The organism is Streptomyces sp. NPDC001970 (genome assembly GCF_053594115.1).
In genome coordinates, this window is record NZ_JBSFDW010000080.1 from 1 (window position 1) to 12,096 (window position 12,096).

The window sequence follows — 12,096 nt, forward strand, 5'->3', positions numbered from 1 at the left end:
GCTGCCATCAGCCACACCCGGCCCTCCCGGGCCGCCTAACAACTTACGGAGCTGCCATGGGCGAGAGATCATGGCCCCTTACACTGGCCGCGAATCGGGCTGGCTCCTCGCCTGCCCGCAATAGCCCGATCTGGGGCCATGATCTTCGAGGCTCGCCCATGGTGGCTGCGTAAGCCGTGGAGCCGACCGCCCCAGCCACAGCGGGGTTCAACCCATCAAGCCCGTAGCCATAGAGGCCTGCGGCCGGCGGTCGGGCCGGAGCGGGGCGAAGACAGGAGCGTCGGCCCGGGCCGCCGGGCCACGCGACGCCGCGCCGTGCGCGGCGGGGGCGCCTTGAACCCGTGGAGGAGATTTCTACTCACCCAGGCTCGGTACCTGTCGGCGTACCCGCCGAAGTGCTCAGCGAGGTACGGACGCACGAGCTCTGTCGCAGATCTCGGGATGCGGGGCAGATAGAGTCGCCCGGCAGAGTGAGAGGTGCGTGACGATGGGCTCCACGGGGTTGTGGGTGGTTGGTGTCATCCCTGATGAGGAGGCCCGGGCACTGCCGGACCGATACATCCACCTCATGCAGCCGGGCGACTGGGCCCGGCCGCCGGGTTACGGCGAGACGCTCGCCTGGTGGTCGGACGGCGGTGACCGGGAGCCCTTCTTCGAGCACACCGTGGATCCTTCCGGGCCCCTGACGCCGACGCCCGCCGCCCGGCGCTTCGCGGATTTCATCCACGACGCAAACGCGGCCACCGACGCTGCAGAAGCGATGCGTGACGCGAGCATGAGCCTCATGCCCGATACAGAAGGCGCCGGCCTTTTCGTCGCGGCCGCCCGCAAGGCGAGCCCGGCCGCGGCTCTGTGCTACGGCCTCGGTGCGGAAGGCTCCGCGATGCTCCCAGGTTGGTTCGGCGACTTTCTGCTCTCTGCCGATGAGGTGATGACCGCCCTCCCCCAGGCCGAGGAAGCCCTCTGCCTCTCCAGCACGCGGCGAAGCGAGGCCCTCTCCCGTATCGCCGCCTGGATGACCGCGATGGGCGACGCCCCCGGCTTCGATGCAGCGGAACTCATCGACGCGCCACTGCGGGTTCTTCGGTTCGCCGCAGAGACCGGATCTGGCGCCACCGCATTCAGCCGCTGGTACTGACCGCGATCCAGAGGGGCTCGGGAGCATACGAGGCGTGCTGTCACCTGGTCGTCGTTACGTGACTGCGCCTGTGTACGCCGACAGGTGCACGAGGCACCTCGTGATCGTCCCTGCCGAGGGTCAGTAGCGGCGGCTACCCTGGTTCCGGCCAGTCGATGAGTCGGGGAGTGTGCCGAGGGGATGGAAACGAAGTCCGCGAGGGTCTACCGGACGATCCGGGAGTGGGTCTCGTCTGAGGAGCTGGCGCCCGGCTCCAAGCTGCCATCGGAGCGCACCCTGGTGGACGACCTCGAAATTGGTCGACACAGCTTCGCCGCGTCCAGGCGAAGCTCGTAGCCGAGAAGATGCTGGAGGTCCACGGCCGCAGCTCCTACCGCGTCCCCTCCCACGAGGTGACCACCGAAGCGCCAAGCGACCTCGAGCCTTGGCAGATCCACGGTGAGCGAACGTCTACGACAACCGCTGGGTGAAGCTCGCACTTGTCGACGTCGAGCCGCCGGGCGTTGAGCGATTCGAACACCACGTGGTGCGCCTTCACCACGTCGCCATCTCGGCTGTGCTCGATGACCACGACCGCGTGCTGATGCTCTGGCGCTACCGCTTCGTCCCCGACAAGTGGGGATGGGAGCTCCCTGGCGGCATCGTCGATGAGGGCGAAGACCCGCACGCGACCGCACTTCGCGAAGTCGAGGAAGAGACCTGCTGGCGCCGATCCCGCCATGATTGTGGGGGTCGTCTTCTTCGCTGTCGCGGGGATCGGTTGGGTCGTCGTCGAGGTCGTCAAACAGCGATGGCTCCAAGTCATCGGCAACCTAATGGGGCTGGCGGTGGTGGAGATGACCTTTGCCGCGATGATCTTTCAGCAGGTCTGGATTGCTGTCGTTGCCATGATCGTCGCGGTGGCGGGGTCGGGCTTGCTGTGGGTGCTAATGCGACGCGAGGCACGGAGGGGCATGGAGCAGCAGTCGGGCTGACGCCCGTTTCAAGTCCGACCTCAAGCACTGCTTAACGCGCCCGCAGGCGATTCGGTCAGGGGCCGTTGCATTGCACCGTGCCCGCTCGACACCGCAGTTCCCCGTGCGATCGGGCACGGATGTGGCACGGGCACCTTCTGATCCGTAGCTATATGTGGATCGGTCGCGGACGGTCATACCGGACGCGCTACGGCACCATAGGGGCGCTACCGGACGGGGGCGGTTGCTGGGGTTGCTGTACTACCGTGCTGTACCGCGGCCTCGACTCGTGCCCGCGGGAACCGCCCTCTACTCCCTGACATCGGGGAGCCGATCACGTCTTCGAGCCCCACTGGTACGGGGCCCAGGCCGTACGCGTCACTTCCTGCGGACGGCCGCGAGCGCCAGCACCATGCTCGTGAGCAGCATGGACACCACGAGCGAGGCGAAGAACAGGGCCTCGAGCCAGCCAGCGTTCGCACCGGTGAGCGTGCCGTCCGCGGAGGCACATGCCACCTCTGGCGGGAAGCTCTGCCGACGCAGGTCGCCGCAGGTGTTCGGCAAGTCGTCGTTGACGACGTACGCGTTCACCCAGCACAGCGCCCAGCTGACGAGGAAGACGCCCAGCGAGGCCAAGGAGACGCCCCATAACGCGGTCGGGCGGTGGGCTGTCTCGGAGCCCGTCGGAGGTGCCGTCATGACCGGGAGCGTACCGGCACAATCTTCTTGGTGCTGTGACCAGGTCGGTTACCTGACTGCCCTCCTCAGCCCACCACTCGCCCCAGCTCCCATCCCGTCCACCGTCGACCCAGACCGGCTGGTGTTCACCGGGGCGCGAGGCGGACAGCTTCGCCGGAACAACTTCCGCCGTCTCTGGGACGGGCCCTAAGGCGACCGGCTTGGGGGACGTGCACTTCCACGATCTGCGCCACACCGGGAACACTCTCGCCGCAACCGGCGGTGCCACGACACGTGAGCTGATGCAGCGGATGCAGAGGAACGAACAAGGCCCAGGCTCCCGGTTCAGTACCGGTGACCTGGGCCTTCGTCGTGCTTCGCACTGGTGGGCGCGGACGGTTTCGAACCGCCGACATCTGCTTTGTAAGGACGGCAGAAGAAAATCCCCAGGTCAGCGACCTGCATCTATGCCTTCTCCTAGCACTCCGGAGACCCCCTCAGTTCCACATATTGGCCGAGATCCGCACGCAATCTGATGGGCGGACGTCAGCCTGCCGCGACCACTCCGGCCCAGGGTCCGTCATCAAAGATCACCCGATGGTGGATCACGGCGTAGTGATTCGACGAGAACTCAGGGGACGACACCCTCGACGACGAGGCCGGCAACGACAACCTGACCGACGCGAAGATGGCCCGCGCAATCATGACCGGCGCACGCGGACTAGCGGCGCTCGTGATGCCCATGCCAGATGCCCCCTGCACGCCGCGCACGCGCCTGAGTAACAACTCTCTCCATGGGTTCAAGACACCCGGCTGCGCTCCGCTCCGCCGGGCGCGCTTCCCGGCTCCGCTCCTGCCTTCGGCCCGCTCCGCCCGCGCTGCGCCGACGCGCGCCCGCATGTAGATAGGGCCCGGAGTCCATGAGTCGATCACCGCATAAAGCGGCCACGGTCCGAACGAGCCTCCGGCGGGGGCGCTCAGGCTCCGAGATGGAGGGGCGCCGTTCGCGAGTGCCGGCCGAGTAGTGGCGTGCGTGGGGAGCTCCCATCCCGTCTGCCATCGACCCAGGCAGAGCCGAGCAGACGGGATGGGAACTGGGGTGGGCGGGGGCTGATGAAAGCCGAGCGCACCACCACGGCCGGGGTGTGAGAGTCCCCGGAATTTACTGGTGAGCCTTTGCCTGCCCCCGGTTATCCTGCCTCGTCCCGAACAGGCCAGGGAGGTCCCTCACCATGAGCAGCACCACGTCGTCCTTTCCCGAGCGGATCGAGCTCTCGGGGGAGGGGCTCGTCCTCCGCGACTGGACGGCGGCGGACCTGGCCGCGATGCCGGAGCTGTTTGACCACCCCGACATCGCGTACTGGACACCGATCGTCTCCCCATTCGACGAAGTGGCCGCCCGCGCACGGCTGGACCGGGACCGGCAGTTGCGGGCGGAGGGCACGACCATCCTGCTCGCCATCACCGTCGACGGCGGCGCACCGCTCGGCGAGGTGATGCTGCGGCGTGCCTCCGAGGGCACGGAGCTCGGCTACGCGATCGGCCCGGCGCACCGCGGCCAGGGGCTGGCGGCGCGGGCGGTGCGGGTGATGGCCGCGTACGCCTTCGAGCAGCTGGGCGCGGGGCAGGTGATCCTGGAGCTGGAGGCCGAGAATGCCGCCAGCGTCGCCGTGGCCACCAAAGCGGGCTTCCGACTGCTCGACGTGCCGCTGATCACGGGTGAGGAGAAGGGGCGACCCTACGCCCTGCAGACGTGGGGTCTGAACCGTCCCTGATCCTCTGCCTCCACCAGGCTGTCAAGGGGGACACTGGCGGCTGACACCAATAGGCACGAACACCGGCGGGCGAGGCCGAACCTCGGCGCACGGCAAGGCCAGGCACAGGCAGGGTTGGCCTACGTCGGCGGTCTCGCATGATCGACCTGATAAGGATGAGGCCACCAGGTCAAACCTGTTAGCCGGGCGCCTCCCTCAGCCGGTACGCCCGTGCCTGTGCAGGGCGGCACTCGCCCGAAAGCGGATCCGGCCACAACGATCCCGCTCTTCGTCCGAAGCGTCTGGGCTACAGCAGCAATGACCAGCGAGCCAGCGGAGATCATCGGGAGCAAGCCAGACGGCAACCCGCCCCATCTCATGCTCTCTGAGGGTCAGTCGGATCAATGGCAGCCATGAGGAGAAAGGCTATCCGTGCCCCTCGCGTGCCCGCTCGACCGGGGAGCCACGGGGAATACCGGTCGACCATGGGAGCTAGGCATGCCGACGACCCCTGACCGAGTTAGCTGGTCAGGGGCCGTTCACGTGCGGTGGGTGTGGGATTTGAACCCACGGTCACATTGCTGCGACGACGGTTTTCGCCACCGCTGCCGACAACGCGGACCGATGTCTCTACGATCTCGCGGTGAGCTACGACATCTACTTTCTGAGCCGACGCGACGGCCAGTCCTGGGATGAGGCCCTGGAGGCCATGGAGGACGCGGCCGAAGACAGCGAGCCAATCCCCGCCGAGCTCCTCGGAGCGTGGCAGCGAATAGTGCCACAGGCCCGGACCCTGCTCGGCGATGTGGACATCACGGAGTATGAGCAGGAGTCGCAAGACCTGAGCCACTCCGGCACCGGTATCGACCTGTCAGTGTTCGGTGACGAGGTCAGCATCACCGTGCCCTACTGGCACGTCGGCGACGGTGCTGCAACAGTGCTCGGCAACCTCTTTGCTCTCTCCGCGATCGTGGAGAAGGAGACCGGCCTGACTGCCTATGATCCCCAACTGGACATGCCGTTGGCGGATACGCCTCCGCAGCAGGCAATGGACATCATGTCGCGGATCACGACGGACCTACGAAACCGCTACGGGGGTTGAGGGCCCCGTGCCCGATCCGTGCCCGAAGGAGCGGTAAGCCACGGTCAACAGCGGGTGTCAGGGAGAGCCCTCCGCTACACCCTGGCACCCGTTCTCGCTGATCAGACCGCAGTCGACACCCAGAAGCGCGGTGATTCCCAAGCTCCGGGCTTCCCCTTGCCAACCGCGGCCCTGGGTGCCTGGCGCGCAAGGTTGTAGGTTGCTCCCATGAATTACAACCGAAAGGGCAATGCCGCGTAGGCGCCCGAAGGTCGTCCGCGATGAGCATTGGCGGCCAAGCAAGCACGGTGTGGTGCGTCGCGTCCGTGGTGTTTCTGCCCGGACGCGGGCGGCGATACGTCGTGTGGAGGATGAGCGGCTGTGGCCCAATGCGGTAGCCGACGCCCTGTCCCGCTTCGAATGGACCTTCAAGCAACCGGGACGCTATCTGAACGCCTCTCAAGTCCACGCACCAGGACTGGAAGTCGAAGATGCTCGCGATGACCTGGAGGAGGTCATGCGACACCTTCCCCGCGGGGCCCGTGCCGATCTGGGCCAACTGGTGAAGCGAATCGATGAAGAGTTCGAACGCCGGACTCTGCCGGATCCAGGCCGGATGAGCGAGTGGACGGCGGGCCGCTGGTGGTGGCGCATCCGGGAGCGCTGACAGATGGCACCGCTGGTTGCTGCCCGGGTACAGCTTCCAGCGCCAACACCGACTGAGTGTCTAACTGCGCTACAACAGCCCCGAACTGAGGCGGCCGAACCACGGACGCTCGCGAACAGTTCCCGCAGGTCACGGATGGTTCCGCCCCAGGTCACAAGGTCGCTCGCATTGCTTCGGGACGAAGAGCGGGCGTGCCACATTCGTGCCAGAACGGAGGGGGACTCACGGGGAATCGGGGTGCGCAGGGGTACGTGCCGCGGACCCCGCCGAAGGCAGGGAACGCAGGTCAGACCAGACATCACCCCACCTCGCTCCTAAAGCGGGTGTCGCAGGTTCGAATCCTGCCTGGGGCACAAGGGGAAAGCCCCGCACCGATCATGGTGCGAGGCTTCTCCTCAGCGCAGTTGCTCGGCCAGGCCGACGATGATGCCCTCCGGGCCGCGGATGTAGCAGAGCAGATAGCTGTCCTCGAACCGGGCGATCTCGCCGACGAGTTCGGCGCCGTGCGGGCGCAGGCGGGCAACGGTGTCCTCGATGTCGTCGACGGCGAACATGACGCGGTGCGTGCCCAGAATGTTGTGCGGCCGGTTGCGCGGCCCGGCGCTGATCACCGCGGGGCTGCGGTACTTCGCCAGCTCGAGCCGGCTGTGACCGTCCGGGGTCCGGACCATCGCGATGTCACAGCGGACGCCGTCGAGTCCGGTGCACTGGTCGGCGAAGAGGCCCTCGACCTCCGCCCTGCCCTCCAGCTCCATACCGAGTTCCACGAAGAACGCGATGGCGGCATCCATGTCCTCGACGACGATGCCGACGTTGTCCATCCGCTGAATCGCCATGCTGGTTTCTCCTTCTTCCTCGTGCGGCCGGTGGTGGCCGCTGATGTCCCTGGGACGGAGCCGGTGGCACGTTCTCGACATCCCCAGACCGCCGAACTCCGAAAATCTGGATCGCGCCTCAGGTGAGATTCATCCGGATGTACCAACCCACCGCCAGCACGATGAGAATGGCTCCCACGAAGGCCCACACCGTGGTTGCTGCGCTGTGCGAGGTATAGATCAGAGCAAGCATGCTCAGCCAGATACCCGGAAGGAGCGGCCGTAGCCAGTGGACGTTGGCGCCCCTGTCGAATACGTGTCGAAGGCGCCGATCTATCGCGCTCGACGTCCGTGGAGCACCAGGGCAGGAGGGATGCGCCGACGATCACACCAGGCGCCTTCTAAGCGCTAGGCCGCAGGTTCGAGTCCTACCGGGGTCGCCCTCTCTCCGCACTCCCTTTGGGAGGGCATTTTTGCCGGTCAGGGGCAGGTCTTCGAGCCCGGCAGAGTGGCTGCACGGGGGCGGAGGACCCCCCTCGTCGCATCGGCGGGAGTCCGGCTGGAGGGTGTTCTTCCCGAGAACTTCCCGAAGTTTCGGTGCGGTCTCTCTGCGGTCGGCGCGAGACGACCACCTCGCCACGACAGTCCAGATGAGAACAAATGGTCATGCAGGTTGAAGGAGGGCCGCATATCGCATCATCCTTGCCACCATGAGTCTCGTCTCCACCTCCTTGGACGTGCCCTCCATGGGCGACTACACCTACGACTGGGCCCTGGTCGATGTGGAGACCTCGGGGCTCATAGCTCGGCGAGACCGCGTACTGTCCGTAGCAGTGATCACGATCGGTCCGGACGGCGAGCAGACCGGGGAGTTCTCGACGCTGCTCAATCCGGGGTGCGATCCGGGGCCGGTGGAGGTGCACGGGCTGACCGTCGAGCGACTGCATGGGGCGCCGACCTTCGACCAGGTCGCCGGGCGGATCGGAGCAATGCTCCAGGACCGGGTCCTGGTCGCCCACAACGCCCAGTTCGACTACGACTTCCTAGCCTACGAGTTCGCCCGTGCGCGGATGTGGCTGCCGGTGTCGCAGCGGCTGTGCACACTGGCGCTGAATCGCCAGGTGGATCCGCCGACGGACGACATGAAGCTCGGCACCCTCGCCGCCCATTACGGCGTCCCCCAGCAGCGTGCTCACGATGCACTGGACGACACCCGTGTGCTGGCCGGGATCCTGTGGGCATCACTGCGCGAGGCAGCGCGGCTCGATCTGCCCCTACCGCTGGTGACCTGCCCGCCCCGGGCAGAGTCCCAGTTCACGCCGAAGCCGCCGAAGACTCCCTGCGCGTACCGCAATCCCGGACGACTGGCTCCCGGCGGACCTCTCCAGCAGGGAATGAAGGTCGCGATCACTGGTGAGACCGCCCATGCCCGAGCGGAGCTGGTCGGGCGGGCGGTTGCCACTGGGCTGAACATGATGACCTCCGTAAGCCGGCACACCAGCCTGCTGGTCACCAATGAACCGGCGTCCGATTCAGCGAAGGCCCGACGCGCGCTCGCCGAAGGCGTGCCGGTCATCGACGAGCACACCTTCCTACGGCTGTTGGCCGACGTACGGCCGGGGACAGCGCATGAGGCGACGGCCGTCACTGTCGTCCCGGTGGCTGAGCCGGAAGCAGAACCAGTCGTCGGACCAGTGGAGCCGGTGCCGACCACAACCTCTACCGCACACGTTCCGGAAGCAGCAGCCCTCCCTACGGCCGCCCCCGACGTGTCAGTACCAGCTCCGCGCCAACCGGAGCCCTCCGTCGGCACCTTGGACAAGCCTCTGGCGGGGTGCCGCGTGCTGGTGCTCGGTGGTGCCCATGCCGATGCCGCGGCGACTCGTACCCGCATCGTCGGGCTGGGCGGGTCCGCGGCGGTCAACCTGTCCGCCAGCGTCACCGACGTCGTGCTCCTGCCGGGAGGGGAGGGTGACCGGCGCATGAGCCGCATCACCGCCCTCGGGCTCCCCGTGCACGACCTTCACTGGCTCACCGCCCCGACCGCCGCTTCCCCGGCCGAGGCGGCTCTCCGGCTCCAGCAGCCGCACGTAATGCCGAGAGGCGGGGTCATCGACCTGCCCATGCCGCACGGCAGACCCGCGCCAGAGTGGTACGTCACCGCCGGCTGGGCCCCGCAGTCCGGCTACGAAATCGACGTCGTCGCCTTCCTCCTCGACGAGGACGAACAAGTCACCTCCGACGGGGACTTCATCTTCTACGGAGCTCCAGAGAGCCCGGCCGGGACTGTGCGGCTGCTGACCGGCGGCCCGGCCGAGCAGACCATCGCCCTCGACCTGGCTTCCCTGCCGCCCGCGACGCGCAAGGTCGTCGTCGCTGCGGCCATCGACGGCGCCGCCACCTTCGGGACGGTCGGTGCGATCCAGATCGGCGCGGCTCCCGGCAGCAGCGGGGCCCCTCTCGCCCGGGCCACCCTGGATGCCGCCACCACCGAGCGCACCATGCTGCTCGCGGAGATCTACCGCAGGGGTCCGGTCTGGCGCCTACGCGCCGTCGGCCAGGGCTACGACCACGGCCTCGATGTCCTGGTACGCGGATACGGGGTCGACATCGCCGACTGAACGACGGTGCCGGAGGCAGAGGTCTGCGCGTCCCATGGGTCTGGGTCAAGCCCGGTGACGTGGTGCTGCCCGACAATGTGCTGTTCGAGGCCGGAGCCGGCGAGACCCTTCGCCGGCGTCTGCTGCACGAAGGGTCGGCGGCGGTCGGTGGACCAGACGCGGACAGGAAGAAGCAGGTCGACGCTCTAGGATCCTCGGATCTGCGAGAACGCCACAAAGGCAGCCGCCCTCCGGAGCCGTGTTGTTGCCGCACCCGTCGAGCACAGTCCCGCAACGTGCGCCGAGCCGCCTCGTCCGTCCGTATCAACAAGCGTGAGCACCGAAGTCGCCACCCTCCTCTTTCCCGCCGGGCAGGATGGGGTCATGGCACCCACCGACTTGTCTCGCCTGCAGTTGCCGCGCGCGTGCCGTGAGGCTCTTGCCAAGCCGCGGTCCGAGCAGATCGACGGTCACACCATCCTCATAGCAGCCGACTGGTGGAACAACGAGGTTGCTGCCGTTCACCTGCCTGGTGCGCCCGTGACCGGACCAGATGTCACGCAGCTCAGTCGCGGCGACTTATTCACGGATGCGGCCAACTTCGATGCGAGCTCGGAAGAGGAGCTGCTGCGATTTCTGTGGAGAGTCCTCGCCTGGGGCAGCGGCATGAAGCTCCGCCTCAACCGCAAGCGCATCCGAGCTGTGGCGGATAACCCGACCTCAGCCGTGGCAGCTCTGCGCCAGGCTCTGCAGGCGGCCCGCGAGGATCCAGCGCAGGCGTACGAAGCTCTTCGCCCAGGAGGCCGCAACGCCATCGCGTATCTAGGCCCGGCGTTCTCAACCAAGGTCCTGTATTTCGCCGGTCGCGGCACTCTCGACCACCCGTGCGTGATCCTCGACTCCCAAGTGGCCGCCACACTCAGGGACACCTGCAAGTGGCACTCGCTCGGTGAGGACAAATGGCCCACCAGCACCTACGTCCGGTACTGCGCACTCTTGGACCGCTGGGCCCACGAGGAGAGCAGGCGGCTCGGGCGCCGCATCGGCATCGACGAGATCGAACGCTGGCTGTTCAGGCGCTGATGCACGGACCGAGCTTTCGGCTCCGGCATTCCGGCAGGCCACGCACGGTCGCCTCATCTCGGGACGAGTGACACGGCCCCAACCGGCTGCGTGTGTAACTGCGTGACAACGCCGACACACACCGGCGTACGCGCGCGGACGCGTACGGACCATCAGCGCAGGTGAAAGGCACACCAAACCTAGGCCAGCAGCCCACCCAAGTTGCTTCGGGACGAAGAGGTCGGACCCCTCTCTGTCAGCCTTTGGTGAGACGAGTCCCCGGTAGGACACGACAGACGATGGCTGCGCGAGACGAGCCTGGGGCCAGCTGGTCAGCGTCTCTTGAATTCGAATGGCCCCGCGTTCATCTCGATGGTTCCGTCGGGATGGAGGACCGGGCGGCGTTCGGTCATGCGGGCGCTGTAGGCCTCGATGTGGTGGATCGCTGCTCCGTCAGCCGCGGTGAAGTCGACGAGGGCGATGGCCACCCAGTAGCGGGTCTTGGTGTTCTCGTAGAGCGGGGCGGTGACGATGGAGCCACGCCCGTCCGTGATGACGACCTTCGCGCCGAAGCTACGAAAGGACCCGATGCCGTTGCTGAGCGCAGAGTAGGCGCAGAGGAGGACGTAACCCTGCTCGTCGGGACGAACGATACGAAGTGACTCACGACCCGGAAGACGTGAATCGCCATCGAGGCGAATGTAGGGTCGGCTCTTCACCGAGCCGAGGCGCTTGTAGTAAACAACATCTGCGCCCTTGCCCTTCTTGGCTGTTCCCGGCACAGATGCGGGCACCGCCGCTCCAGCTCGCAGCGGCTCGCCTTGTGCCACGTGCCTGGACCTGACGAGGGTGCCGGGTGCCGTTGTCCCGCGCAAGGCCTTTGAGACGGGCACGAACAAGGCGTACAGGTCGAGGTCGGCGCCCAGGCTGCGGCGCCTAGCGCTTCCGCCGTCCCACTCCGATGAGGCCGCGACCACCAACTCGCGGTCATTCTTGTCCAGGCCCATGGAGACCTGGCTGCCTTTATCGAGGCTGATCTTGCCGAGCGGAGGCTTGCGCAGGTTCATCGGATTCGTGGTGGCGGCGGCTGGTGTGGCCGGCCCGGGGACCACCGGCGTGGTCGCGACGGCGAGCGTGGATCCGCTCTTGTCCGTGTCGTTCTGGTCCGCTACGGAGGGTCCCGGAGGCTCCTCCACCTGTATCCCGAAGTCAGTGGCGAGGCCAGCCAGCCCATTCGCGTAGCCCTGACCGATAGGACTTTGTTGGCGGATTCGGTGACTGTCCTTGGTGATCTTGTTTGTTCGGGCAGTCTGGCGGTGGTTCGGTTCCATCTCGCGGGGAGGCAAGG

At 66.9% G+C, this 12,096-nt stretch carries 10 protein-coding genes and 2 pseudogenes; 9 read left to right on the forward strand and 3 right to left on the reverse strand.

Annotated features, from left to right (window positions below; translation table 11 throughout):
- The first annotated feature begins 487 nt into the window (after positions 1 to 487).
- The 3 genes and pseudogenes from ACWCP0_RS41300 (at position 488) to ACWCP0_RS41310 (ending at position 2,112) form a co-directional block, all read left to right on the forward strand.
- A complete protein-coding gene (locus tag ACWCP0_RS41300) occupies positions 488 to 1,138 on the forward strand; it encodes a hypothetical protein (protein ID WP_451083857.1) in 651 nt (216 codons plus the stop codon).
- Positions 1,139 to 1,318: 180 nt separating this feature from the next.
- Positions 1,319 to 1,847 (forward strand): annotated as a pseudogene (locus ACWCP0_RS41305) (NUDIX domain-containing protein); the annotation flags it as partial.
- Positions 1,848 to 1,857: 10 nt separating this feature from the next.
- Positions 1,858 to 2,112, forward strand: coding sequence for a hypothetical protein (locus ACWCP0_RS41310; protein WP_451083865.1), 255 nt, complete (start codon positions 1,858 to 1,860; stop codon positions 2,110 to 2,112).
- Positions 2,113 to 2,469: 357 nt separating this feature from the next.
- On the opposite strand, the gene ACWCP0_RS41315 is transcribed toward ACWCP0_RS41310, so the two are convergent.
- Positions 2,470 to 2,790, reverse strand: coding sequence for a hypothetical protein (locus tag ACWCP0_RS41315; RefSeq protein WP_451083858.1), 321 nt, complete (start codon positions 2,788 to 2,790; stop codon positions 2,470 to 2,472).
- Between the two features lie 118 nt (positions 2,791 to 2,908).
- Here ACWCP0_RS41315 and ACWCP0_RS41320 point away from each other — a divergent pair.
- From ACWCP0_RS41320 to ACWCP0_RS41335, 4 genes and pseudogenes are all read left to right on the forward strand, one after another.
- Positions 2,909 to 3,083, forward strand: a pseudogene (locus tag ACWCP0_RS41320) (site-specific integrase); the annotation flags it as partial.
- A gap of 918 nt (positions 3,084 to 4,001) precedes the next feature.
- Complete coding sequence (locus ACWCP0_RS41325) at positions 4,002 to 4,544, forward strand: GNAT family N-acetyltransferase (protein ID WP_451083859.1); 543 nt, start codon at positions 4,002 to 4,004, stop codon at positions 4,542 to 4,544.
- 622 nt (positions 4,545 to 5,166) lie between these two features.
- On the forward strand, positions 5,167 to 5,625 hold the full coding sequence (locus ACWCP0_RS41330; protein ID WP_451083860.1) for a hypothetical protein: 459 nt from the start codon (positions 5,167 to 5,169) through the stop codon (positions 5,623 to 5,625).
- 343 nt (positions 5,626 to 5,968) lie between these two features.
- A complete protein-coding gene (locus ACWCP0_RS41335; RefSeq protein WP_451083861.1) occupies positions 5,969 to 6,271 on the forward strand; it encodes a hypothetical protein in 303 nt (100 codons plus the stop codon).
- A gap of 395 nt (positions 6,272 to 6,666) precedes the next feature.
- Here ACWCP0_RS41335 and ACWCP0_RS41340 read toward each other — a convergent pair whose 3' ends face one another.
- Positions 6,667 to 7,107 (reverse strand): VOC family protein, encoded by a 441-nt coding sequence (locus ACWCP0_RS41340; protein WP_127357022.1) that lies wholly within the window; start codon positions 7,105 to 7,107, stop codon positions 6,667 to 6,669.
- Positions 7,108 to 7,796: 689 nt separating this feature from the next.
- Here ACWCP0_RS41340 and ACWCP0_RS41345 point away from each other — a divergent pair.
- Both ACWCP0_RS41345 and ACWCP0_RS41350 read left to right on the forward strand, forming a co-directional pair.
- A complete protein-coding gene (locus tag ACWCP0_RS41345) occupies positions 7,797 to 9,707 on the forward strand; it encodes a TerD family protein (protein ID WP_451083862.1) in 1,911 nt (636 codons plus the stop codon).
- A 363-nt stretch (positions 9,708 to 10,070) separates the two neighbouring features.
- Positions 10,071 to 10,769 (forward strand): 8-oxoguanine DNA glycosylase OGG fold protein, encoded by a 699-nt coding sequence (locus ACWCP0_RS41350; protein ID WP_451083863.1) that lies wholly within the window; start codon positions 10,071 to 10,073, stop codon positions 10,767 to 10,769.
- Positions 10,770 to 11,080: 311 nt separating this feature from the next.
- Here ACWCP0_RS41350 and ACWCP0_RS41355 read toward each other — a convergent pair.
- The coding region (locus tag ACWCP0_RS41355; protein WP_451083864.1) for a hypothetical protein at positions 11,081 to 12,096 on the reverse strand (1,016 nt) is incomplete at its 5' end.